Source organism: Rothia nasimurium (assembly GCF_928382285.1).
Lineage (GTDB): Bacteria > Actinomycetota > Actinomycetes > Actinomycetales > Micrococcaceae > Rothia > Rothia nasimurium_E.
Map to the genome: position 1 here is coordinate 171570 of NZ_CAKMSS010000001.1, position 24170 is coordinate 195739.

A 24170-nucleotide genomic window follows, 5' to 3' on the forward strand; every position below is an offset into this window, starting at 1 on the left:
GTTTATCCGTAGTAGGTTTGAGGTGCTGTGGAAAAACTTTAGCCTTCATGCGTTATGGCTTGTCAGGTGCAACTTCATTGCATTCTTGTTAGCTGGGTAAAGGCGTGCGGGGCACAGTTATCCACAGGTTAGCCCTGGGGTGTTTGATTGTTTTACCTAATCAACTGTATCTTGTTTGGTAATTCATCGACTGATCGCAATGGAGCGTAAGGGGGACAGATGTCTATAGCGCAAGCAGAAGAGCTGGTTGAAGCAGACGTGCGTGACTTGATTCGCCGAAGCAGTATCGACCCACTCGTACAGCAGGTGGAAGCCAAGGAGCTCATCCAGCAGGCCATTGCTGAGTACGAGCGCCAGATGCTACGGGGTGTAGTGCCGCGACTTGAGAATGCTGACTCCCTGATCAGCTCCCTTTTCGACAAGGTATGCGGCTTTGGCGAGATTCAGCAGTATCTTGATGATAGCTCTGTTGAAGAGATCTGGATTAACGCTCCGGACGAGATTTTTGTGGCTCGTGCTGGAGAGTCTGAGCTCACCGGGCTTACCCTGAGCGAGGAACAGATTCGTGCGCTGGTAGAGCGTATGCTCAAGACCTCGGGACGACGTCTTGATTTGAGCACACCTTTTGTCGACAGCTCCTTGCCGGACGGTTCTAGGCTCCATGTAGCTATTCCTGATGTTACCCGCCGTCATTGGGCCATCAATATCCGTAAGTTTATTGCGCGAGCAACTCGCTTGAGTGATTTGGTTAAGCTGGGGTCTCTCAGCCTAGATGCGGCAAAGTTTTTAGATGCAGCCGTGGCCAGCGGGTTAAATTGCCTGGTCTCTGGTGCTACTCAGGCTGGCAAAACAACCATGTTGAACTGTCTGTCAGCATCTATTGGCATGCGGGAGCGCGTTATTACCTGTGAGGAGATTTTTGAGCTCAAAATTCCCCTCCGCGATGTTGTGAATTTGCAGTGCCGTCAGCCCAACCTGGAAGGGCACGGCGAGATTCCGCTCCGGCGCCTAGTGAAAGAGGCTTTGCGTATGAGACCCGACCGCCTCATCATTGGTGAGGTGCGCGAAGCTGAGTCTCTTGATATGCTCATCGCGCTCAACTCCGGGCTCCCGGGGCTTTGTACTATCCACGCTAACTCAGCTCGCGATGCAATCACGAAGATGTGCACCCTTCCACTCTTGGCCGGTGACAACATTTCGAGTTCGTTTGTCGTCCCCACCGTGGCTTCTTGCTTTGATGTAGTGGTTCACTGCGACCGTAATCTGCGGGGCAAACGGCAGGTACGAGAGATTCTTGCTGTTGGTAACCGGGTCGAAAACGGGGTAATTGAAACCAGCACACTGTTTAGACGAGAAGGTGACCAGCTGGTATGTGTTGCTTCTGAGGTGCCTTCGCCTGAGAAATTTATTCGTGCTGGCTACGCCCCTGAGACCCTTCTTAACTGCGAGGGAGCACTGGCATGAGTGCTTTATTCGGGCTGATGTTCGGTATCGGCGCCCTCTTAATCTATATGTCCTTTTGGGAGCTCCCCGCTAAGGAGAAAAAAGAACGAAAAGCCCCAGCGATACAACAGCTGCTGCGCCAGGCAGACCTAGAAAAGTTCACGGTAACTATGTTTTATATGGTTTCTGCTGTAGCTGCTCTTGTTGCAATGGTGCTGACCTTCGCGTTGACCTCACTGGTTCCTCTGGCTGCCCTGGCTGCGGGCGTTGGGTTCTTTAGCCCTCGGTTAGTGGTTAAGCATCGTGCTGCTCAGCGGCAGGCTCAGTTGCGGGATTTATGGCCGGATGCGGTGGACCATCTGCGGTCAGCAATCCGTGCAGGTTTGTCGCTTCCGGACGCTCTCATGCAGCTTCAGTACCGGGGGCCAGAGCCCCTGCGTCCGGCTTTTACTAGTTTTGCTTCAGACTACCGTGCTAGCGGGGAGTTCCTTCCAGCCCTCAATCGTCTTAAAGACCGCTTGAGTGACCCCACCGCTGACAACATCATTGAGGCTCTCAAAGTTACTCGTGAGGTGGGTGGAACTGATTTAGGTCGTCTTCTGGGGACTTTGAGTGCTTTCCTCCGCGAGAATAGCAGGACACGCTCTGAACTTGAGGCTCGACAGTCGTGGACGGTTAATGCTGCCCGCCTTGCCTGTGTTGCTCCCTGGGTCGTCCTGGGCCTTATGGCTACCCAGCCCAGCACTATCAGAATTTATAACAGTTTTGCGGGTTTCCTAGTGTTAGCGAGCGGCCTAGCCCTGACCATCATCGCCTACAGGCTGATGATGCGTATCGGTGCTCTGCCGGAAGAGAAGAGGGTGCTGGCATGAACTTTTCCCTTCTCCTCGGCCTTTTCCTAGCGGCAGGAATCTGGCTGGTACTTTCGAGTATCTGGACCCAGCGCCGTGAGAGCTTTGCAGACCGTATAGCGCCTCAGCTTCGTGCGGCGGAGCTTAAAAAGAACCGCCCGGACACACCGTATAGCACGCTACCTGAAGGTATTTACGGGGCGAGCGCTGCCCTCCTTGCGCCGTGGGTTGAAAAGCTGTACCGGAGTCTCGGTAAGTCTAGCTTTGATACGGTGGCCCTCGAAAAACGACTTACCCAGCTAGGTGGGAATCTGACAACCGCAGAGTACCGGGTGCAGCAGGTGCTCTGGAGTCTCTTGGCAGCTACTCTCTGTATTTGTTTGGTGGCTGTGGGGCTCGCCCAAGGGACGGTAAGTTTTGTGCCGGGAGTCCTGCTGATTGTTCTGGGCGCTTGTGCTGGCTTCCTTGCACGCGACTATTGGCTGTCTCAGCAGATCGCGAAACGGGAGAAAGCCATGCTGGCTGAATTTCCTGCTTTGGCAGAGCTCATGGCCCTATCTGTTACCGCTGGGGAATCTGCCATCGGGTCGCTTGAACGGGTGGTGCGGAGTTCGCAGGGAGAGCTTTCTCGCGAGTTCCAAACTATTCTCGCGATGACTCGTTCCGGGGAGTCCCTTGTGGTCGCTCTGCAAAGTTTTTCGCAGCGTACCTCGGTAGCAGCCCTATCCCGTTTTGTGGATGGCCTGGTTGTAGCTATTGAGCGTGGCACGCCCCTGGCAGATGTTCTGCGGGCTCAGGCCCAGGACGTCCGCGATAACGCTAAACGAGAGCTCATGGAAACTGCGGGAAAGAAAGAAATCGGGATGATGGCCCCCGTCGTTTTTCTGATACTTCCGCTCACCGTATTGTTTGCGATGTTTCCTGGCCTTTCCCTACTGAATCTTAACTTCTAAACCCGCCCGCTTGGGCACCTTCTATCACACTCATATTCAAAGGAGAATCCCATGAAGAAGTTCATGACCGACACCTACCTCAAGGCCCTTCTCAATATCTTTGCGCCTCTGACAAGCCAGGACGACCCTGAGCGCGGGGACGTGCCTGGCTGGGTAATGATCACGATGATGTCGGCTATCCTCGTGGCCGCTATCTTGGTGGTTGCTCAGGACGCCCTCGTCAACATGTTCAATAACGCAATGGCAATGATTAACCGCTAGGAGAGCCACATGAGAGCTGTGCCCCCTGAGAAGGAGAGAGGTAATGCAACGGCGGAGTTCGTGATGGTATCTGCCTTAGTTGTCTTACTTTTTCTAGGCGTTTTGCAGGTTGCTTTCGCGCTGTTCACCCGTAACGTGCTGCAGGACGCTGTATCTCAGGGGGCCCGCTATGGGGCCATGCTTGATAAAACACCGGCTGACGGAGAAGAACGTGCCCGCGAGCTACTGTATTCGGTGCTACCTTCCCACTACTCGGCAACGATTAGCAGTTCTGTTACCCAGTGGCAGGGCACGGACGCCGTGCAGGTCACCGTGGTTGCCCCGGTGCCCCTCATCGGTCCCTTTGGGGTAGCTGCCCAGTGGGAGGTGAGTGGTCATGCTGTGGTTCAGCGATAAACACGGTGATAGAGCTGTAGATACGCGAGAGGCAGACAACCCTGAGCAGGGTAGCGCTCTTGTTGAGTTTATTGGACTGGGCGCCCTGTTGATGGTGCCCACGGTCTATTTTCTGTTATCAGTCTTTTCGATGCAGTCGGCTGCTTTTGCAGCTTCTAACGCTAGCGCCCATGCGTTGCAGGTGATTCAGTTTTTGCCACCGGAGCAGCGTACCCAATCTGCTGTGCAAGCGGTTGCCGCTTTGACGGCTAGCGACTTTGGTTTAGAGACCGAAACCATTACTGCCACGCTGAGCTGCGAGGACGTCTGCGCCCAGGGCGAGCGAATGACGGTAGATGTCACTGTCGAGGTCGGGCTGCCTCTGGTGCCCTGGCCAGGGGCACCGACTCTTGCCACCATGACCTCACAGGCTGTGAGTTGGGGAGGAGACTACTCATGACACAGATTAGACAGACCCAGCTTCAGCAGGTGCCCTGCCGTGAGGTCGCCGAGCACGACGCTGAGCGGGGCAGCGTCCTCCCCCTCATCGTGGGGTTGTGCCTGGTACTTCTGCTGGTCGCTTCCACAGTCGTTGGAGTAAGTTCCGTCTATCTTGAAAGACAGCGTCTACAGTCTTTAGCCGACCAAGCGGCAACGTCCGCTGCTCAGCGTATTGAAGGCATCACCGCGGTGGGGGAGACCCAGGCCCAGGTGACTCTCACTAGCGCCGGGGTGCAGGCGTCCGCTCATACCTTTCTGCAAGAAAGCGGCGCCGGCACCGACTTTTCCCACCTGACCTTAAACCCCGCAACCGGGGCGTCGGGAAACAACACTGCGGTTATCGTCCTTTCTGCCAGGGCCCACCCGCCCTTACTCTCCGTTGTGCTACCTGACGGCGTCGATATCACCGTTACCGGACGGGCGCGCGTCATCACCACCCAAGACTAGAATAGAAGCGCTCTGCCCCGTCAGCGCAAAACAGGGGCAAAACCGGGCGCTTGCCATCGTTTTCAGCTAGGGTTAATAGTCATGGCTACTTTAGATTTTTCTGCCCAGATCAAAACCCTGCGCTCAACCTACGCCTCCATCGAAGAGGTCAGCGACGTTGAGCAGCTGCGCGCTACCATCGCAGAACTCTCTGAAGCAGCCGGCGCCCCCGATCTCTGGGACGACCCCGACGCCGCCCAAAAGGTCACCTCCCAGCTCTCCCACAAACAGGCCGAACTCGATAAGCTCGTCAAACTAAGCCAGGCCATCGACGACCTTGAGGTCATGGTAGAACTCGCCGACGAAGAGGGCGACGCCGATACCCTTGCCGAAGCAGAAACCGAACTGCACGCTATCGAAAAGCGCCTAGCAGAGCTCGAAGTAATCACCCTGCTCTCGGGCGAGTACGATCAGCGTGACGCCGTCGTCACCATCCGAGCAGGAGCCGGTGGCGTGGATGCCGCCGACTTTGCCGAGATGCTTCTGCGCATGTACCTGCGCTGGGCCGAGAAAAACGGCTTCGACACCACGGTGATGGATACCTCCTACGCCGAAGAAGCCGGCCTTAAATCAGCAACCTTTGAGGTCAAAGCCCCCTACGCTTTCGGGCGCCTGTCGATTGAAGCGGGAACCCACCGCCTGGTGCGTATCTCGCCCTTTAACAGCCAGGGCAAGCGCATGACGTCCTTCGCAGCGGTGGAAGTCATCCCCCTCATCGAGCAGACCGACCACATCGAAATCCCCGAGTCTGAACTCAAGATCGATGTCTTCCGCTCATCTGGGCCCGGCGGTCAGTCCGTGAACACCACAGACTCCGCCGTCCGTATGACCCACATCCCCACCGGCATCGTGGTCTCCATGCAGAACGAAAAGTCCCAGCTACAAAACCGAGCCGCAGCACTGCGCGTCCTGCAATCCCGCCTCCTCCTGCTCCGCAAAGAGCAAGAGGACGCCAAAAAGAAGGAACTTGCCGGTGACGTCAAAGCCTCCTGGGGTGACCAGATGCGATCCTATGTGCTCAACCCCTACCAGATGGTCAAAGACCTGCGAACCAACTATGAAGAGGGAAATCCCAGCGCCGTATTCGACGGTGCGCTTGACGGTTTCATCGATGCCGGCGTGCGGTGGCGCGCGGCAGAACGACAGAAGAGGAAGAACGAAGAATAATCGTGGCTAAGAAAAAAGTAATGAAAGAAGACCCGAATAACCACACCATAGCGTCCAACCGCCGCGCTCGCCATAACTACAACATCGTAGAGACCTGGGAGGCAGGGCTGGTGCTTATGGGCACCGAGGTTAAATCCCTGCGCGATGGGGGAGCCTCAATCACCGACGGCTTCTGCCAGATGTACGGCAATGAGCTGTGGCTAGAGGGCATCCATATCGCTGAATACGGGCGCGGCTCCTGGACCAACCACGCAGCCCGTCGCCGCCGTAAACTGCTCATGCACCGCAGCGAAATCAATAAGATCGCTCAGAAGCTCAAGGAAAGCGGCTACACCGTCGTGCCCCTCAAGCTCTATTTCAGCAAGGGGCGAGCCAAGGTAGAAATTGCCCTGGCCACCGGTAAACGCGACTACGACAAGCGCCAGGCCCTGCGTGAGCGCCAGGACAACCTCGAAGCCCAGCGCGCTATGCGCTATAAGAACCTGGGATAAGAAACTACTCGAAGGAGAGAAATGACCACCGGAAACAACAAGGAAAACCCCTACGGCGATTACGTGCCCGGGCAGTACAGCTCAGGTGCTACAGAGCAGGGAAACGGGGACTATAGCCAGCAGGCTAACAGTGCTTCCTCACAGCCTAACTACACACAGCCCAACTACTCACAGCCTACCTACGGCCAAGCAGATTACAGCCAGCAGCCTGCCAGCTACCCGTCCTACGGGTATGACGCTTACGGCCAGCAGGTAGCCTCAGCACCTAAGGGCCTAGCCATTACGTCGCTGATTCTAGGTATCCTATCTTTCCTGGGCGGCTGGGTCATTCTAGGCGGTATTTTGGGTATCGTTGGCCTGGTGCTGGGCATTGTTGCCCTGCGCAAGACCAAGACCGGTGGCGGCGGCAAGGGTCTGGCTATCACCGGCATCGTATTTAGCTCCCTGGGCATTCTTATTTCCCTGGCAATGCTGGTGTTCTTCGGCTGGATTTTCTCAGCTTTCGGTGAGTGCATGGCCTACTCTCAGGACGAGGTTCTCATGGAACAGTGCATTAACCAGCAGCTGGGCCTTGACGTCACAGATTCAAGCAGCAACGTCTAATCAACCTGCCAGCTGGCTCTTTACAGCATGGAGAGCCAGCTGGTAGACTGGTACATCCGAGCTAATTGGGCCGGTGTCTTTCACCGATGAGTTGCGACTCGAAAGAGCACTGGAAAACGCTTAGCTTGGCGTTCTTTGATAAAAGAATATGGGGATGATCGGTTTCGACGATGTGAGTTGAGATGGATGAAGCGTGCCGAGGACGCAGGGTTATCTCGTTAACGCCCTCTGCAAAAAAATAAGTGCAGTATCTAAGCGCACTGACTTCGCACTCGCTGCCTAATAATCCCAGCGATGCAGTCTGGTAGCCTGAGCTTGCCTTTGGCTCAGCCCCTACCATCAGTTTAAAAGGCCACTGCTGCCCGTCCTTGTCGTAGGGCCGGGTGGGACTTTTATACGGCTAGGTTAGGCCTTGTAAGTGTTTGCGCAAGCAAGGTAGCCGAAAACACCGCTTTCACAAACTGCGCACGGAGAAGACCCGTTGACGCCACATCGGACCGGGGTTCGATTCCCCGCATCTCCACCATTAGGACTACCTTTGTGATACAAATGCACGAAGGTAGTCCTTTTTCATTTCCAGCGTCTCACCCCACAACGAAGCTCTAAAAGACCTGGTCAGAGCAGATTTTCTAGTTCCTGAAAAGTAGGTGATGTTGCTGGTGACGCGGGTTCGACACCCGCTAGGTCTAGTCGCAATTCAGGCAGCAAAAGGCCACCACCCCGTGAAGGGAATAGTGGGCTGAATCGTATCTAGTTGGCTGGCTTGTTCGCTAGATGCCGTTCTTGAATTCGACATTTACGCTGCCGTCCATGGCGATCGTGAACTTTTCGGTGATGATCCGAAAGAGCGGTTCATCCCAAACAAAGGCTTCTGGCTTTATCTGGCTAGATGTTGGAAATATGCTAAACATTATTGCGATCTCAAAACTAAGAAAGCAGTATTTTTCTCATCTGTAATGCCAAATCCGAATTAATAATCAATGGCACTGAATCACGTCGCTTGTAAGCCTAAGTCGATTCACGGATATGACGGAGTCTAATGTTGATAGGCATTCTTCTTGTCACTCCTGCATTTCTTCAACGCAGTTAACCACTGCCCAAACACCAGTGTCTTACCCAAAATCTTGCACTCCCGCACCAAATCCTGCGCCCACATCACTGTGCCCATCGCCGTATCCTTCCTTGACCATCCGTGCTAATCCGATACGTACATACAGCCATAGAAGCACATACATATCCTGTTAAAACCCCCACGAAATAAACGAAAAACAGCGTATTGAGAGGCATACCAAGAAGCGCTATGGAGATGAAACGACCGGCAGAAAGGTTAACCAGTTTGATTCAACAACTTTGCACACGCAACGCCACGCCCGCTGAGACACCCACAAGACGTAGAGATTCACGACCCCCTAGGGGCTGTAGTAGTGATTACAGGCGTTCGAGCTCATCAATGATTTGAATGTATGAGTCGCAAAAGGCTGCAATCTTTTCTTGGTCGCTCAACTCGGGTCTAGTAACTGGTAGGGGGAGGAGCTTCTTGACGGCAAGTCCCGGTTGCGCCGTCGCGGTTGAGTACTGATTAAGATTCAGAGCTTTCAACATGTAGAAAGCCCATTTGATGTTGGTGTCTTCTTTGCAGGTAACTGCTACAGCGTGTTCAGTAGCGTAGAATCTACCGGATGCTAATTGAAGGTTGCCGCAAAGTGCTCCCTGCCTACCAATCAGAGGGTACACTCCATCGTGGTTATATGTGGATGTGTAACCTCTAATTCCGTTGCCGCCATAGACGGGGTATTCTCCACTATCGTGAATTTCACTGGCTTTTATGAACTTGCCTGCCTTCAAAGAGAACGACTCACCGATAGTTGATGAAGTAGCCGGAGCGCTCAAGAAATCGAAAAGTGAATCCTTTACAAGCACCATCAATGCTGCCGCAAGCCGTGCAGGAAGCTGCTTGTCTAGATACTCTCTCTCTCTCTCGAGCTCAGCAAGACGATCAATTTGGTCTTTAAACACTTCCAATCGCTTAACGATGACCTTCTGCTCAGCAGGAGGCGGAAGTGGAATGGGTATATTGCTAATCGAGTTTTTGTTGAGCGTAGCTCCTTTAATTGCATTCTTAGATTTTCCAAGAAGAGCCATCACAGGCAAGGCGTAACTGAGGTACTGCGAGGTACTAGTTGCGTCGTCAAGCCTGGGGAAAATCGAGATTATGGCTTCATTATGAACTGCGTCAATATCCAAGAATGCGCATTTGCCGATACTGAGTTTAAAACTCATTAGCAGGGTTCCCTTTGGAATGAGCTGTCCGCGGAACACATCATTGAAAGCTAACGGGGAAACGGATTCCTTTGTCTTAGAAATGTGTGCGCCTTCTCGGCTTATGTCGGCAATGGATACCCATGGAATCTCTTCAGGACTCCAAAACACGGATTCTTGTCGTTTCGGTGTTTTTCCAATTCGGAAGTCTACGAGCTCTGCAAATTTCACCCATTCCCAGTGTGCGGGAATTGTAAATGGCGCGTCTGTCAAATCTAGCCACTCAATATCGGCTTTGACAAGGGATTCTCGTGTGTTGCGTTTTGTAAGGTCCGCAGTGATTTCGCCTCTGAGCGCAGCCTTAACCGTAGACTCCCATAGTTTGTCGGCGATCATTGTATTGTCTCCTTCAGGAGTTGTTCGATGAGGGCAATTTGGGCGTCGATGGCCTGGTCGATTTCAGCGCGGCGTTGTTTGTATCGGGCGATGGTTTCTTCGGGGGTGAGGATTTCTTCAGTATCTTGGGAATAGCCGCATTGGTCGAGGTTGTAGTCCAAGGCGGTGAGTTCTTCACGGGTGTAGGCTCGGGCTTTCCATGTTTGTCCGTTATCGTCTTTGATTTCGCTGCGGTTGTTCCACCATTGCCAGCAACCATCGAAGTGTTTGAGCTGCATGGGGCGAGTTTTGCTAAAGGCTTTGTAGCCTTCGGGTAGGTCAAGACGGTAGTACCAAGTTTGGCTGGTTGGGCCTTCGTGGTCGAAGAACAACAGATTGGTGTTAATCGATGTGTAGGGGGCGAATACTGATCCGGGTAGCCGGATGATAGTGTGGAGATTGAACTCTGCAAGGAGTTTCTTTTTGATTTCGATTTTTGCTCGCTCGGTTCCGAATAGTAACCCGTCGGGCAGTACGACGGCAGCCCGACCAGTCTTTTTGAGCCGGTACATGATTAGTGCCATGAATAAGTCGGCGGTTTCGGAAGAGCGCAGTGCGGTAGGGAAGTTGGCTTGCACGCCTTTTTGTTCGGTGCCACCGTAGGGTGGATTCATTAAGATCAGGGAGTATTTCTCAGACTCGGTGAACTCGCGAACGTTCCTCGTTAGTGAGTTGCCGTGGTAGAACTGCGGGGATGAGACGTCGTGGAGGAGTAGATTGGTCACCCCAAGGAGGTAGGCCATGGGTTTCTTTTCAATCCCGAACACGATGTTGCTGTAACGGTCGCGGTCTTCCACAGTTTTGATTTGTGGTTCGAGGTGTTTGAGGCTGGAGGTGAGGAACCCTCCAGTTCCGGCAGCGAAATCCGCGATGGTGTCATCGAGGGTGGGGTTGGTTGCTTTCACCATGAAATCAGTGACCGCGCGTGGTGTGTAAAACTCACCGGAACTGCCTGCGCTTTGCAGGTCTTTGAGTAGGGTTTCATAAATGTCACCGAAAGCGTGGCGTTGCTGATAGTCGGTGAAGTTGATGTCACCGACGAGGTTGACGAGCTGGCGGATGAGGACGCCGTCTTTCATGTATTGGTTGGCGTCGTCGAACACAGCGCGCACGATACTGTGCCTGATCGGGGTGGCAGGAGTGACCGGCAGGGTTTTCAGGGTAGGGAACAGTTCGTTGTTAAGGAAGTCCAGTAAGAGTTGCCCGGTGAGCGCCTCGCCGTCTTTATGGTCGGTAGCCCATGAGCGCCACCGCAGTTTCTCGGGGATGATGGATGTGTAGGAGTCTTCGATCACTTCCCAGTCTTGTTCTTTGGCGTCATAGACTTTCAAGAACAGTAGCCAGGTGAGTTGTTCGATACGTTGGGCGTCTCCGTTGATTCCAGCGTCGCCGCGCATAATGTTGCGCGAGGCGGAGATGAAAGAAGTCAGGCTCATATACGTCTACAGGCTCCTTGTTTATGCGGTGGCAAGGTAGATCTCGTTGATGAGTTCTTGCACGGCTTGCTGATAGTTGTCTTTGCCTCCGAAAAGGCTGATGATGCGGGCTGGGGAACCTAGGTGAATGAACGGGTCATTTGCGAGCACCCTGATGTCTTCAACTTGAGCGACCCCCATAGTGGCGTACTTTTCTAGCAGTGCAGCCAACACTTGTTCACATTCGCTGGAATACCTGTGTAGGTAGCCTTTCTTTTGCACGTTCGCTGCGCGCTCCCGCCTCGTGAGTGGTGGTTTGTCGTACGCCACATGCATAATCAAATCAAAGTCATCAAGTTGCGCCCCGATGTCACCGGCTTCTTCTCGTAGGGCTGACAGCAACACTCCACGGTCTTGGAGTTCTTCGACCAGCGCTGCTTTACGCTCACTCGAGAGCCACCCGCTGAGGAACTCTTCCAAAGTGGAGTATTGGCCGAGAAGGCTCTTACGCGAAAAGTCTGTGATAGATTCACTGACTAGTTTGCCTGTTTGTGGATTAACGAACTGTACCCTCTCGTTGAGTAACGTTACTTCCACGCCACTTACCCGCACCTTGTGCCGCCCACCTGTTTCAGTTGTATCAGTCGATACGGGCATATCGGAGGATAGCCATTCGTCCAAGTCAAGAACTCCGTCTCGATCCGTGTCGGTCTGCGGAGTTTCAGTCTCAGGTAGGTTGGTTTCGTCATCCGGCAGTTCCGGCTCACCATCAGGGGTGGCGGAGATGTTGATAATCGTGACGGGTTCGCCATCAAAGTCAGGGTCAGCAAACAGACGTGTGGAGCCACGGAAATCCATGATCGTGAAAAATTCTTTGCCGTGGTCTGGGGCAAGCCGGGTGCCACGCCCAATAATCTGTTTGAACTCGGTCATCGATTGGATGTTTGATTCGAGCACAATCAGTTTAATCGTGGGTACATCCACACCCGTGGTCAGCAGCTTTGACGTGGTTACCACGGTCGGATACTTCTCGTTCGGGTCAGCAAAATTATCGAGCTGAGCTTTACCCTCCTCGCTATCCCCGGTAATACGCATCACGTACCGGTAGTCATCCATAACGTTTTCAAGCAACTCGTTTGTTAACGCTTGGCGCATTCGCTCCGCATGTTCAATATCTACACAAAATATAATGGCTTTCGACTCTTTGCCGTGTTTAGCCAGCCATGCCGCTACATACTTTGCCACCATACTCGTGCGTTTATCAATAATCAGATTGCGGTCATAGTCCTTGACGTTGTATTCGCGATCTTCCACCAGCTCGCCATCAACATCGACCATTCCCTCGTAAGGTCGCCAGCCTTCCAAATCAACATCGATGCCGACCCGTAGCACCTTGTAGGGGGCAAGGAACCCATCCTCGATACCCTGCTTCAACGAATACGTGTAGACTGGATCACCAAAATAGGTAATATTTGAAACTTCTTTTGTTTCCTTCGGTGTGGCGGTCAGACCTAAATGAATCGCGTCAGAGAAATAGTCCAGTATTGCCCGCCAACGGGATTCTTCTTTTGCTGAGCCACGGTGACACTCATCAACCACCACCAAATCGAAAAACTCTGGCTTAAACTGACGAAACGGCTCCTCACCATCATCCCCGGCGAGCTGATGATACAAACTTAAATACACTTCGCGGGATGAATCCAAGCTGCGATGCTGTACCTTCATTACACGATTCCCAAACGGACGGAAATCCCCAGCAATCGTCTGATCCAACAACACATTACGATCAGCCAAATACAACACTCGCTTGACCGCGCGAGACTCCAATAAGCGCCAAATAATCTGAAATGCCGTGAATGTCTTGCCCGTTCCAGTGGCCATTACGAGCAGTAAACGCTTGCAACCTTGCGCAACCCGTTCCACCGTGCGATCAATAGCGATCTGCTGATAAAACCGTGGCATCTTGCTAGTGAACGCATCAAAATAATATGGCTGGCTCACCACCTGCTGGGCTTGCTCATTCAAATGATTCGACGCCACATAACGAGCCCACAACTCATCCTCAGTTGGAAACTCATCCAACCCAAGCTCGCGCTCAACGCCAGTCAAGAAATCATGTTCAAGAAACCCAGTACCATTGGACGAAAAAGCAAACGGGGCATCAAGCTTCGTTGCATACCCCATCGCCTGCTGCATGCCAGCACCCAGTGAATGAGACGAATCTTTCGCCTCCACCACGGCGAGCACTTGGCCCGTAGTCTTGCGCTTCAGCACATAATCCGCCTTGCCCCGCTTACCCCTGCGAGTAGTCGAACCCTGCACAATCACCTGACCGGCTGTGAAAGCCTCCATAAACAACTGCTCACGAGACCAACCAGCAGTATCCACAATGGCAGGAGTAATGAAACGCTGCTTGATGTCCTCCTCAGTCAAACGTTGCATCAGCGCACCTTCTTACAACCTAGTGAAAACAGGACGAACTAACCCTTATTATACCCGCACCATTCGACATGCAGGGGGAAGGCGGCAACTAGCCACCTGCAATGAACCAACTTTCACGCGGCATGACCAATTAGCGTCACAAGTTGGCTCACTTTCGGCAGCTTCATGCCTGCCACATGCACTGACCAATCCATTTGAAGTCCAACGCCTTAACAATCTGAAACCCCTTCCTGCTTGTTTGTCCCTCTACCAAGTGAAAAGCTGCCCCCATCACTGCAATCATGCATGTTGCCTTGTATCACTAGGCAGTTACATAAAAGTATTGAGGCCCTACGCCCGGGTAATCCGGGCGGAGGGCCTTTTCTGTGTCTCCGCGAGTTGGCGTTACTTCTTAGGCTCTACCGTGGGGATAGAGGAAGTAGCAACCTTCTCCATGAGGTCAGCATCGGCGTCACGAACCCGCTGATAGTTTTTCTGGGTAGTGAAAGCTGCAGCTAGGAAGGAAAGGACCGCGCAACCGATGAAGAAGTACATGGGCGAGGTAATGTCGCCTGTTGCGTTGACCAGGTAGGTGGCGATGAAGGGCGCGGAGCCGCCGAAGACTGCAACGGGAATGTTGTAGCCCATGGAAATACCGGTGGCGCGAATGGACGTGGGAATCAGGTCGCTCATCACCGCGTAGGGGGTTGAAGAGTAGAGGCCAAAGAGCACACAAATCACCATAAAGGGCAGGAAAATTTCGGACGGCGATGAGCCCGGGGCCGTGGTGAAGTACCAGTAGAGCGCGGGTATGGTGAGCGCAGAGGTTGCCATGAGGAACCAGCGCCGTCCGAAAACATCGGTTATCAGGCCACCCAGGGGCATGAGGGAGGCTGCCGTTAGACCGCCGATGGTGATGAACCAGAAACGGGTGTTAGCTGAGAATCCTAGATCCTTGACGAAGTAGGTGGAGGAGTAGGTCAAAATAAGGTAGAACATGCTTGCCAGTAGGGCGATCGAGCCTGCGACCAGGGTGATGTTGAGTTTCCACTGGAAGGTGGCACGGATGGGGCGCTTCTCTTGATGACCGGATTCTGCAATTGCCTCGAATTGGGCAGTGTCTTCAAGGCGGGAGCGGATGAAGGCAGCGATGAGGCCGAGCGGGCCTGCAATGATGAAGGGAATGCGCCAGCCGTATTCCTGCATGGCAGCATCGCCCAGGATTGAGGCAAGGCCGTTGGCTACGATGGAGCCTAAGATAAGGCCTGAGACTGCGATGGTCATGAGCAGAGAGGTAGCTAGGCCGCGACGTTCGGGACCGCCGTATTCGGCGACGTAGGAGGTGACGGTGCCGATTTCACCGCCCGCGGAGAGCCCCTGAAGGCAGCGCGCCAGGATCAGCAGAGCTGGGGCTACAAAACCGATGGTTTCGTAGGTGGGGAGCAGGCCAATCATGAAGGTAGAGCCCGACATGAGGAACATGACCAGGGCCATGGTGTTTTTGCGTCCGATGCGGTCACCGAGCGGGCCGAAGACGAAGCCACCGAGGGGCCTCATAAAGAAGGAAAGTGCAAAGGTTGCGAAGGATGCGAGCAGGGCTACGGCCGGTGTGTTGGCTGAGAAGAAAGCAGCGCCTACGTAGATAGCAACAAAGCCGTAGACACCGTAGTCGTACCATTCGATGAGGTGCCCGGCGACAGCCCCGATAAAGGCTTTACGCTTTTGCTTTGTGGTACGTACAGGCTGCATCACCTTTTCTGCTTTGAAGATAGCTTCTGTCATCTTGGGTTCCCTTGGTGTTGTTTGTGCGGACGCCCCCGGTGCGGTAGGCGTTCCACTAACAGTAATAATGTGATTTACATCATGGCAATGTAGGTTTTTTCATTACATGTTGTGCTTGTGTGTAATTTCCTACAATGGTGATATGAGTGAGATACCTTACATTAGGCTGGATGTATTGCTGCAGTCTTTAGCGGTGGAAAAGGACGCCCTGGTGGTGGGGGCGGTTGGTGCTGTTGTTGATGAGCTTCCTGAGTATCGTGCTGTGCCCCGCGAGGAGCTAGTTGAGAGCGTAGCCGGTGTTTTTGATGCGGCTATAGCCTGCTTGGGTAATTCTGCTTCTGTTGACGAGGTGTTGGGTGAGGGGGCGGGGAGCCTTTATGCGGTTGCTCCGCGCCGAAAATTGCAGGGGGTTTCTTTGGCTTCAGTCTTGAGGGCGCACCGTTTGGCTCTATCTGCAACCCAGAGTAGGTTGGCGCAAATGGCGGATGATTCTGGCTTGCCTCTTGAGGAGCGGTTGCGGGCGATGGGTGTGATCTGGGAAGTGGGTGAGTGGTTTATGGTTCAGGTTGCTCGTGACTATGAGCCTGCGCAGCTTGCCGAATCTGAGCGACGAGGGGTTGAAAAGCGAGATTTCTTGACTCGTCTTTTCCAGGGGTCTTTGAGCGCTGCGGAACAGCAGGTTCGCTCGAGTGGTTTGGGGTTACCTGGCGATCAAGAGTATCAGGTGGTTTTGGGGCGCGGGTTTGCGCCATGTGATTGGGTATCTGGGATTGAAGGAGCTTTTTCGTCGTTGCATGCGCCGGCTCTTGCTGATGACGTTGAGGGAGGTCTGGTGGGTGTGGTTCCGGTGCTGGAGAGTGTGGACGCTGCCACCTCCCGAGCGGGTGGCTGGCAGGAGCTTCGCGGTGGAGTTTTTGCTCTTGGGCGTCCTGTTCACATGGGTAATCTGGCGGCGTCGCTGGAGGAAGCTCGAACTGTCTTGGCCTCATTAGAGCCGGGTATAGCGGGGTGTTTTGATGTGCGCAGCCGAGGGTGGCGTCTGGCTGTTGCTTGTATCCCTTGGCTGGGGGATCTTCTAGGACAATCTTTAGTGGAGCCTCTGCATGATAGTCACGGCGTTGGGGAATCTTTGCTGGTATATGTATGGGCGTTTTTGGAGCATGGTCGTAGTTATCGTGATGCTGCCCAGGCTCTTTATGTCCATGAGAATACTTTGCGTAATAAGGTTGCAAAATTTGAGCAGATAACCGGCCGTAGTCTGAGTGATATTGATACCTGTATCGAACTAATGTGGCTGCGGCACGACATGGCCCTGAAGGGCGCTCTTGGTGTAGGTGATTCAGTCTAAAACACCTTATCAATAAGGTTTAATGGACTATTTTAAGTGATTATTAAGAGGTTTTATCTGAAGTGGAATAAGAGGGTGTCGGGCGATAAAATAGTACATAGTTATAAAATATTGTTGACGTTCAGCAATAGACATTACTCACCCACTATTTTTTGAGAGGGCTACTATGTCACGCCTTGCCGGTCTTGTATCGATTCTTGCCGCTATCGTCATGCTGATTGGGGGTGCCACCGTGTGGGTTACGGTCAGTAACCAGCTCGCAGAAGAGCGCATTAGTGTACCCGCCGATTCCGAATTTATGGGCGGCGCTTTTGCTGGTAAGGATGTCAAAGGCCCCCTGACTGCATACGCTCAGGCAGAAACCATCCGCCAGCATGCCACCGCAGGTGCTGAAGGTACCGTTTATGAAGGAAAGACCTATGCTGAGCTGGGTACTATGGTGCGCGAAGCTCAGGATGCTGGCGATGAGGCACTAGCAGAAGAACTTCAGACCCGCCGCAACCTGGTGATGGACGCTTCTTTCTTGCGCGCTTCTCTCTTCACCTCGGTTGTTTCCTTCGGTGTATCAGCCCTGGTCATGGGACTAGGGGTTGTGCTTGGCTTTATTGGTGCAGCCCTACTTAAAATTGCTCCGAAAAAGGCAGCGGTTCCCGCCTAGACCTCTGGACAGTAGCAAGGCCCAGCCCCGTTTTCTTCACCTCTGCAAGGTGCATGGAAGCGGGGCTGAAGTCTATATCGAAGAGTAACGGGTACTGGTAGGCTGACTATAGAATAAAGCCCATCTGACACGGCGGTTTCGTGAAGAAAGAGGATATTGTGAGCACCCAGCCCCCCGCATACCCCCAGTCGCAAGCACCCGCGGGCACAGGCGTCCTTCTGCCTCCTGCGCTGGACTACGAAACCCTCGGCGAACCTACCCAGTACCGGGTGCCTGATGCCCACCGTCGGCCCTATGGGGCAATGGTGCGTGACAAGCGAGGCCGTGGCTACTACCAGGCGGTTATGGCACTATCGGTGGGCGTAGTGAGCTGGCTTGTAGTGCTCATGGCGGGAGTTTTTTCCCTGCTGGCTCTCATCCCTGCGGTGGCGGCTATCGTTCTGGGTATCAAAGCCTTACGCGCTCGCAAGCGTAACCCGCGTACCCGCTTTTACGGGCAAACAGCCGGTATGGCTTGGGGTGGCATTGCTCTGGGTATTCTCTGCATTCCGGTGGCGGTCTTCTTTTACTTCATGGCGAGCTGGTTCCTGAACGGGGCCGAAACCGCGAACTGCGAAATCACCCATGCCGGGGACGAAGAAGCTATCGCGCGCTGCATCGAGAGCAACACCAGCTACTAAAAATGAGTGGGAATCTGCATCGACTCTTATTCTTCCACAAGTCATCGAGAGGGCCCATCGCAACGATAGGGCTGTGAGCTCCACCTCAATCACGTTATGATGGGGGAAAGCGCCCCCAGCACGCCCAGGAGCACCCCGTGACTGAATCAGAAGCACCCGCAGGCCGCTACGAACAGGACGGCCACGCCCCGCGTTTCACCCCGGCTGACCCAGCCCACCCCACAACCGACGAAATCCCCTTCATCTACCCGGCCCACTGGGAGGCGGACGTCGTTTTGCGCGACGGAGCCACCGCCAACCTGCGCCCCGTCGTCCCTACCGACCGGGCAGCCCTCGAAAAAATGTACGCGGGCCAGTCAGAGCGTACTATCTACCTGCGTTTCTTCACCCACAAACCTACCCTGAGCGACAAAGAACTGACCCGGTTCACCACGGTGGATCACAATAACCGGGTCGCCTTCGTCATCATGCTGGGTGATGAAATGATCGGCATCGGCCGCTACGACCGCACCCACAACCCCACCGAGGCCGAAGTGGCCTTCATGATCTCTGATGCCCACCAGGGGCGCGGCATCGGGTCAATCCTGCTAGAACACCTCGCAGCAGCTGCTAACGAACGCGGTATCGACAGGTTCAGCGCCGAAGTTCTGCCCCAGAACCGCAAAATGCTCAACGTCTTCACCGATGCGGGCTACGAGATTTCCCGCGAATTTGAAGACGGCCTGGTCATGGTCTACTTCAACATCGACCCCACCGACCGCTCCCGCGGCGTGATGGAAGCCCGCGAGCACCGTGCCGAAGCCAAATCTATCGCTGAGCTCCTTGCCCCAGACACTGTTGCCGTGATCGGTACAGCACCCCGCTGGGAGGCCAACGGTCACAAGGTCATTAAAACCCTGGTGGAAGGCGGATTCACCGGCACCCTCTACGGCGTTAACGAGGACCAGCTACCTGCCGGTGAGGTGCCCGTTTACCCCAGCATCGGTGAAGTGCCGGCCCGTGTAGATTTAGCTATTATCGCCGTCCCCACCGCCGAGGTAGCCGCAGCCGTAGAAGCCTGCGGCGAGGCGGGCGTCCGCGGAGTCCTGATTTATACCTCCGGCTACGCGGACGACGGGGCCCGCGGCCGCGCCCGCCAAAAAGCCCTGGTGAAATCAGCCCGTAGCCACGGTATGCGCGTCATCGGCCCTGCCTCCTTCGGGCTGCTGAACAATAACCCTGGCGTCCGCCTTGATGCCACTATCAGCGCCCAGGACCCCAAGCCCGGCGCCCTGGGTCTTTTTAGCCAGTCCTCAGCTATTGGCGCCATGTTCTCTAACACCGCCGTCAAGCGCAATATCGGTGTATCGTCCCTGGTTTCAGCGGGCAACCGCGCCGATGTGTCGGGTAACGACATCATGCAGTACTGGGAAGACGACGAAGCAACCCGCGTCTGCGCCCTCTACCTTGAATCTATCGGCAACCCCCGAAAGTTCTCCCGTATCGCCCGCAGGCTTTCCCGCGTCAAGCCCGTGCTCGTGGCCAAGAACGCTGTGACCGGCCAGCAGCTCCCTCCCGGGCATTCGGGGCGAACCTCCATCGCCCCCACCGAAGCCCTGGACGCCATGTTCAAGCAGGCCGGAGTTATCAGCGCCGAAACCTTTGACCAGGTGCTCGACGTGGCCCAGGTGTTGGTGTCCCAGCCCCTTCCCGCTGGGCGGCGCGTGGCTATCCTCTCCAACGCCTCAGCCCTGGGGCAGATTATCGCCGACAAGTCCGAGGCCCTGAACATCGATGTGCGGGTGACCGAGTCCATGCTGAGGCTCACCGATGACGGTATCGACGGGCTAGAGGTGCTTGAAGACGTGGCAACCAGCGCCCTCGAAGCATCAGATATTGATGCGGCCATCGGCGTCTTCCTCACCGGCGACTCTATCGACCCCAAGGATGTTGCCCGCGTCCTTTACCGCGCAGGCAAGCGCACCGGAAAACCCGTGGTTGCTGCCTTCCCCGGCACGCTCAGCTTTGACGCAGCCCTTCGCGGAATCTGGGAAGACCCGGATGGGCGGACGCCCGTCCCGGCAGAGCGCGGCACAGCGGGGGAGAGCGCCCCCGTCCTGCAAGAAGGGCTGCCCTGCTTTGAGTCACCGGGGGCTTCTATCCTGGCTTTGGCAAGCGTCATGGACTATGTGGAGTGGCGGGAGAAAGAAACCGGGGTACTGGCTACTCCCGAGAATGTCAGCCCCAAGGCTGCGGCCGCTGACATTGTCCAGCACCTGACCCAGGTGAGCGGTGAGAACCTGCTCGATGTATCGGCCTCTGCCACCGAAGAACTCCTTGCCCACTACGGCATTAGCCTGCTACCCGAATATGGCTTTGACACCGCAGAAGAAGCCATTGAGGCCGCTGCCCGGGCAGGCGGCTACCCGGTCGTTTTGAAAACCACAGACGACTTCCTGCGCCACCGCATAGACCTGGGTGGTGTGCGTCTGGGCATCGAAAGCGACGCCGAACTCATCAGCGAAATAGCCCAAATGCACCGCGTGCTCGAACCCTACGGCAGGTTCGACCTCACCGTGCAAAAACAGGCCCCGGCCGGTCAAACAGCGGTACTCACCGGCATCGAAGACCCCCTGATCGGCCCCGTAGTCTCCTTCGGCATGGCCGGGGACGCCACCAGTCTGCTGGAAGACTGGGCCCACCGCATCCCACCGCTAACCGAAAGGGATGTCTACAAGATGGTGCGCTCGCCCAAGGCAGCAGCCAAGCTCTTTGCCGACGGCGACCTGCCCCAGGTGCGGGTTGACCTGCTCGAAGACCTCTGTGCCCGGGTAGCCCTGATGAAAGACAACCACCCCGAGATTGCCTACCTTGAACTCAACCCCGTTCTGCTCTCACAAGAGACCCTCACAGTGGTGGGTGCCAAGATACGCCTGGGCAACCCCCAGCAGCGCACCGATTCTGCCCGCCGAACCATGAGCAGCTAAGTGTAACCTAGCCATGACCTAAGATGGAGGGTAGACCTACCGGCCATATCTACCCTAGAAAGAGACGAGACGATGAACCTCAGCGCAGCCGAAGCCCTTACCAGGGATATTCAGCAGGCAGGCTTTTACCCCGAGCTCGTCCTCGATACGGTCGATGAAGCCCTGGCGGGGCTGGTGCCTACCTCACACCTGGTTCAGGTAGAGACCCACTTTGACCAGAACGAGGTGCACCGCCACATTACGGTGCTGGTGCTGGCCGGTCAGATGCTCCTGGTTGCCCACCTGGATGACCAGAACCTCGACGAAAGCGGTCAGCAGGTGCTTGCCCATGTATCGGTTGAGACCCTGCACGTGAGCCGTATTCGAACCCTGACCATCAGTTACACCTACCCACAGCCCCAGCACTACCGGGCCGGTAGCCCCGTTTCAGAAGTCTCGATGCTGATTGCCTGGACGGGCTCCCAGCGCCTTGACGTACAACCGGCAGACTGCCCCGACCCCGCTTGCGACGCCGACCACGGCTACACCGGCATGGGCCCCCGGGAAGACATGCTCCTGCGCGTAAGCGCCCCGGCCGACGGGGAAGAGGCTACCGCCCAGGCCCGGAGCTTCGCCCGCGCTCTGCGCTCTGCCCATATGGCAGCTATGAACCAGGTTGCCGCCCCAGCAGGCGGCCCCGCGCAGGCAGGAGCCTAAGATGAGCGTCCTGACTGATTACTGCGGTAACGCCCTACCCACCGAACCCGGCTATGGCGGTAACAACCTAGCTGACCTCTTCGAATCCTGCGGCACCCTGGTAGCCCAGGGATCTATCACCCCCGACCCGCACCCCCTGCACGGGGCAGGACGTCACGACCTGATCGGCCTGGCAGACCGCCTGCGCGCCGCCGGGGTTGACCCTACCCGCTACCGTAGCGTTTGCCTGGTCATGGTCGACGGTCTGGGGCAGAGCCTGCTGAATGCCTACGGCTCCTACGCCCCCTTCCTGAAGAAGGCCACCCAGCTCGGCCCGATTCACTCGGCCGTCCCCTCGACCACGGTAGCTTCACTTAGCAGCCTGGGCACAGCAACCCCACCTGGCTACCACGGCATGGCCGGGTACGAGGTGAAAAACCCAGCCACCGGGGCCGTGATGAACCAGCTCTCGGGCTGGGACAAGGCTGTCGACCCCCACCAGTGGCAGCCCCACCCCACGGTCTTTGAGCGCTACCAAAACCACCTGGATGTAGCGACAGTATCGCTGAGCAAGTATGCGGGCACCGGTCTGAGCGAAGCGGGTCTGCGGGGCGGACGCTTTGTGCACGCAGCCGGGTACGCCGCCCGAACCACCCTGGCCGCTAGCCTGCTGAACTCCCGTAAGCCGTCCCTGGTCTACCTCTACTGGGGAGAAATTGACCAGGCCGGGCATAAGTTTGGTACCCGGTCTGACCAGTGGCTAGAGCAGCTGGAAGAGCTCAACCTTGCGCTGAAGTCACTGGCTCGCAGGCTGCCCCCGCACGTGTTACTACTGGTGACGGCGGATCACGGCATGGTCGATATCGCCCCTGAGAATCGCATTGATTACTCGGGCGATACGGCTCTGCTGGATAATATTGAGCTGACGGCGGGCGAACCCCGCATGGTGCAGCTCTACCTAAAGGACGCCAGTGCTTCTGCCCGCCAGGACGCCCTGGGCCGGTGGGCAGAAGCTTGGGGAGATCAGGCCTGGGTCTTTGACTCAGAAGACCTGTTCGATGCCGGCTATTTTGGTCAGCCGGTAACCGATGAAGCCCGCCGCCGCATTGGCGATATTATCGTGGCTGCCCGCGAACCTATCGCCCTCTACGACATGCGGCACTACAAGCCCCATGCCCTGCAGATGGTGGGTCAGCACGGATCACTCACGCTTGAGGAAACGCAGGTGCCCCTGCTGATGCTACCCACCGGCTAAGACCGGTGCGGACGTCGCCCCGCCGCGCGCGGCTAGGGGCCGGTAGTTGCCGCTAGGGTGGGGTCTACGCTACTGCCGTCCGCAGCCGGAGCGCTAGATAGGCTCGCTGCGCTAGCAGTATCGGTAGCGGCAGTTTCAACGGAACGGTCCGGTTCTTCGGCAGGTGCAGCGTCATCAGGAGCTACAACTTCGCCCGGATCAGTAGCCACCTCGGTCGGCTCCAGAACCAGGGTTTCTTCTGCTACCGGCGTCTCTTCTACGGGAGCCGGTTCGGTAGCTTCAATGACTGTCTCAGCTGCTGTAGGCTCAGCGGCCTGCTCAACTATAGGAGCTTCTTCGGTCGGCGCGTAAAGAACACTGCCGGGGGAGACCGGCTCTTCGGTACCGCCGTCTTGTTCCGTGACAGTCGGTGCCTTGGTGTTAAAACTAGGAACGGGTGCCGCCGTTGAACTTTCTGCAGCCGCTGAGCTGGTCTCTGCTACCGTGGGTGTCGGGGTCGCCTCTACCGTGGTTTGTTGAGAGCTTTCGTCGTTGAGGGGTAGTAAGAAAGCGGCGACTAGGGCGATAGCGGCTGCCGTGAGTACCGTGGAACCGATAAAAAAGACCTTTGACCCGATCTTGCGTTCTTCCTGCTCATCTTCCGCATGACGGGGGTTCAGCTGATCACGTTCAGCTGCTGCGGCCGCCGCTGCGGCAAGAGCCGCCTGCCTGCGGGCCTCTTCTGCCCGTTCAGCTTCTTTAGCTGCGGCCTTTTCGGCAGCCCTGTCTGCCCGTCGCTCTTCCCGGGTGAGTTTCTCAACGACGTCGCCGTTGCGCATGAGGCCAAAGGCCAGAGAGTCGTCGTCCGTATCTACAACAGTACGGGTGCTCCCGCTATCTTCAGTCACGTACTCGTAACCGTTAGCTAGCGGCATAGCTTCGGTTGCATCATCGGTAGCGCCCTCGGCAGCGGGGGAAGGGAAAGCTTCTGTGGCGTCGTCGGCGGCGGTGGGCTTCTGGTCTTTAGAATCTGGTGACTGGTGGGAACGGGGCGTGGTCACGGTTTCCTTATCAAGTATTTATAAGCCCTTTACCCGTCTGCGAAAGGGGCGCGACATGGGCTGGTGCGGTGAAAATAAGAGAGATTACTGTATCTAGTGTACGCG

General features: G+C 55.7%; 21 protein-coding genes and 1 other RNA gene. 17 read left to right on the plus strand and 5 right to left on the minus strand.

Annotation, left to right across the window (positions count from 1 at the left end; all coding sequences use genetic code 11):
* The first annotated feature begins 219 nt into the window (after positions 1-219).
* The 11 genes from L6758_RS00705 to ssrA all read left to right on the plus strand — a co-directional run bounded on the left by L6758_RS00705 (position 220) and on the right by ssrA (position 7657).
* Positions 220-1464 (plus strand): CpaF family protein, encoded by a 1245-nt coding sequence (locus tag L6758_RS00705; RefSeq protein WP_237195430.1) that lies wholly within the window; start codon positions 220-222, stop codon positions 1462-1464.
* Positions 1461-2315: a type II secretion system F family protein gene (locus L6758_RS00710; RefSeq protein ID WP_237185393.1), complete on the plus strand. Its 855-nt coding sequence runs from the start codon at positions 1461-1463 to the stop codon at positions 2313-2315. The genes L6758_RS00705 and L6758_RS00710 overlap by 4 nt, the downstream gene beginning before the upstream one ends.
* Positions 2312-3247, plus strand: coding sequence for a type II secretion system F family protein (locus tag L6758_RS00715; protein ID WP_237199759.1), 936 nt, complete (start codon positions 2312-2314; stop codon positions 3245-3247). The genes L6758_RS00710 and L6758_RS00715 overlap by 4 nt, the downstream gene beginning before the upstream one ends.
* Before the next feature lie 63 nt (positions 3248-3310).
* Positions 3311-3508 carry a hypothetical protein gene (locus L6758_RS00720; RefSeq protein WP_237205084.1) on the plus strand — a complete coding sequence of 66 codons (198 nt, stop codon included), beginning with the start codon at positions 3311-3313 and terminating at the stop codon, positions 3506-3508.
* Between the two features lie 9 nt (positions 3509-3517).
* Positions 3518-3904, plus strand: coding sequence for a TadE/TadG family type IV pilus assembly protein (locus L6758_RS00725; RefSeq protein ID WP_237205061.1), 387 nt, complete (start codon positions 3518-3520; stop codon positions 3902-3904).
* A complete protein-coding gene (locus L6758_RS00730; protein ID WP_237205062.1) occupies positions 3885-4343 on the plus strand; it encodes a pilus assembly protein TadE in 459 nt (152 codons plus the stop codon). Before L6758_RS00725 ends, L6758_RS00730 begins: the two co-directional genes overlap by 20 nt.
* Positions 4340-4831 carry a pilus assembly protein TadG-related protein gene (locus L6758_RS00735; protein WP_237205063.1) on the plus strand — a complete coding sequence of 164 codons (492 nt, stop codon included), beginning with the start codon at positions 4340-4342 and terminating at the stop codon, positions 4829-4831. The genes L6758_RS00730 and L6758_RS00735 overlap by 4 nt, the downstream gene beginning before the upstream one ends.
* A gap of 81 nt (positions 4832-4912) precedes the next feature.
* Positions 4913-6037, plus strand: coding sequence for a peptide chain release factor 2 (gene prfB / locus L6758_RS00740; RefSeq protein ID WP_237205064.1), 1125 nt, complete (start codon positions 4913-4915; stop codon positions 6035-6037).
* Positions 6038-6057: 20 nt separating this feature from the next.
* The gene (smpB, locus tag L6758_RS00745) at positions 6058-6528 is read left to right on the plus strand and encodes an SsrA-binding protein SmpB (protein WP_237205085.1); all 471 of its coding nucleotides are present in this window, start codon (positions 6058-6060) and stop codon (positions 6526-6528) included.
* 21 nt (positions 6529-6549) lie between these two features.
* Positions 6550-7131 carry a DUF4190 domain-containing protein gene (locus tag L6758_RS00750; RefSeq protein WP_237205065.1) on the plus strand — a complete coding sequence of 194 codons (582 nt, stop codon included), beginning with the start codon at positions 6550-6552 and terminating at the stop codon, positions 7129-7131.
* Positions 7132-7281: 150 nt separating this feature from the next.
* Positions 7282-7657, plus strand: a transfer-messenger RNA (tmRNA) gene (gene ssrA, locus L6758_RS00755).
* Positions 7658-8559: 902 nt separating this feature from the next.
* Here the strand turns inward: ssrA and L6758_RS00760 are convergent.
* The 4 genes from L6758_RS00760 to L6758_RS00775 form a co-directional block, all read right to left on the minus strand.
* Entirely contained in the window at positions 8560-9786 is a 1227-nt protein-coding gene (locus L6758_RS00760) for a restriction endonuclease subunit S (RefSeq protein WP_237205066.1), read from the minus strand.
* Entirely contained in the window at positions 9783-11261 is a 1479-nt protein-coding gene (locus L6758_RS00765; RefSeq protein WP_237205067.1) for a class I SAM-dependent DNA methyltransferase, read from the minus strand. The genes L6758_RS00760 and L6758_RS00765 overlap by 4 nt, the downstream gene beginning before the upstream one ends.
* Before the next feature lie 21 nt (positions 11262-11282).
* Entirely contained in the window at positions 11283-13682 is a 2400-nt protein-coding gene (gene hsdR, locus L6758_RS00770) for an EcoAI/FtnUII family type I restriction enzme subunit R (RefSeq protein ID WP_237205068.1), read from the minus strand.
* Between the two features lie 384 nt (positions 13683-14066).
* Positions 14067-15443: an MFS transporter gene (locus L6758_RS00775; protein ID WP_237195469.1), complete on the minus strand. Its 1377-nt coding sequence runs from the start codon at positions 15441-15443 to the stop codon at positions 14067-14069.
* A 142-nt stretch (positions 15444-15585) separates the two neighbouring features.
* On the opposite strand from L6758_RS00775, the gene L6758_RS00780 reads away from it, so the two are divergent.
* From L6758_RS00780 to L6758_RS00805, 6 genes are all read left to right on the plus strand, one after another.
* A complete protein-coding gene (locus L6758_RS00780; protein ID WP_237205069.1) occupies positions 15586-16791 on the plus strand; it encodes a PucR family transcriptional regulator in 1206 nt (401 codons plus the stop codon).
* A 166-nt stretch (positions 16792-16957) separates the two neighbouring features.
* Positions 16958-17449, plus strand: coding sequence for an aromatic ring-opening dioxygenase LigA (locus L6758_RS00785; RefSeq protein ID WP_237205070.1), 492 nt, complete (start codon positions 16958-16960; stop codon positions 17447-17449).
* Between the two features lie 158 nt (positions 17450-17607).
* On the plus strand, positions 17608-18129 hold the full coding sequence (locus L6758_RS00790) for a DUF4190 domain-containing protein (protein ID WP_237195480.1): 522 nt from the start codon (positions 17608-17610) through the stop codon (positions 18127-18129).
* Between the two features lie 137 nt (positions 18130-18266).
* The gene (locus tag L6758_RS00795) at positions 18267-21095 is read left to right on the plus strand and encodes a bifunctional acetate--CoA ligase family protein/GNAT family N-acetyltransferase (RefSeq protein ID WP_237205071.1); all 2829 of its coding nucleotides are present in this window, start codon (positions 18267-18269) and stop codon (positions 21093-21095) included.
* A 72-nt stretch (positions 21096-21167) separates the two neighbouring features.
* Positions 21168-21791, plus strand: coding sequence for a DUF5998 family protein (locus L6758_RS00800; protein ID WP_237199753.1), 624 nt, complete (start codon positions 21168-21170; stop codon positions 21789-21791).
* Between the two features lies 1 nt (position 21792).
* Positions 21793-23025, plus strand: a complete 1233-nt coding sequence (locus tag L6758_RS00805; protein ID WP_237205072.1) for an alkaline phosphatase family protein — start codon at positions 21793-21795, stop codon at positions 23023-23025.
* 32 nt (positions 23026-23057) lie between these two features.
* Here the strand turns inward: L6758_RS00805 and L6758_RS00810 are convergent, their stop codons facing one another.
* On the minus strand, positions 23058-24065 hold the full coding sequence (locus tag L6758_RS00810) for a hypothetical protein (protein ID WP_237205073.1): 1008 nt from the start codon (positions 24063-24065) through the stop codon (positions 23058-23060).
* Positions 24066-24170 lie beyond the last annotated feature (105 nt).